Source organism: Mesorhizobium sp. M1D.F.Ca.ET.231.01.1.1, assembly GCF_003999155.2.
Classification (GTDB): Bacteria; Pseudomonadota; Alphaproteobacteria; order Rhizobiales; family Rhizobiaceae; genus Mesorhizobium.
Map to the genome: position 1 here is coordinate 1 of NZ_RZOZ02000316.1, position 278 is coordinate 278.

Consider the following 278-nt stretch of genomic DNA (forward strand, 5'->3'; position numbering starts at 1 on the left):
ATCGACTCCTTTAAATATCCAGTTCGTCATAAATGGGCAGCAGTCTTGCGCGCAGGTGCTGGACCGCATAGCGTTTGCGCGCGAGCAGCGTGTTAAGCGGTACACCGCTTTGTGCCACCATGTCCTTGAAGGACCGCCCCTCCAGTTCGTGAGCGATGAAAACCTCGCGCTGATTCGGCGGCAACTCATCGAGTGCATCCTGCAAGGCCGTCAGCAGCAAAGCGCGAGCGTAAAGCGCCTCTGGGCCCGCATCGTGCGCAGGCATGGTGAGATCGAGG

The 278-nt window shown here is 59.0% G+C and carries 1 protein-coding gene; it reads right to left on the reverse strand.

All coding sequences use genetic code 11. The features are described 5' to 3' along the window. Positions 1-10: 10 nt before the first annotated feature. Positions 11-278, reverse strand: a 268-nt coding sequence (locus EN874_RS33465; protein WP_281061472.1) for a sigma factor-like helix-turn-helix DNA-binding protein, incomplete at its 5' end; no start/stop codon positions are given.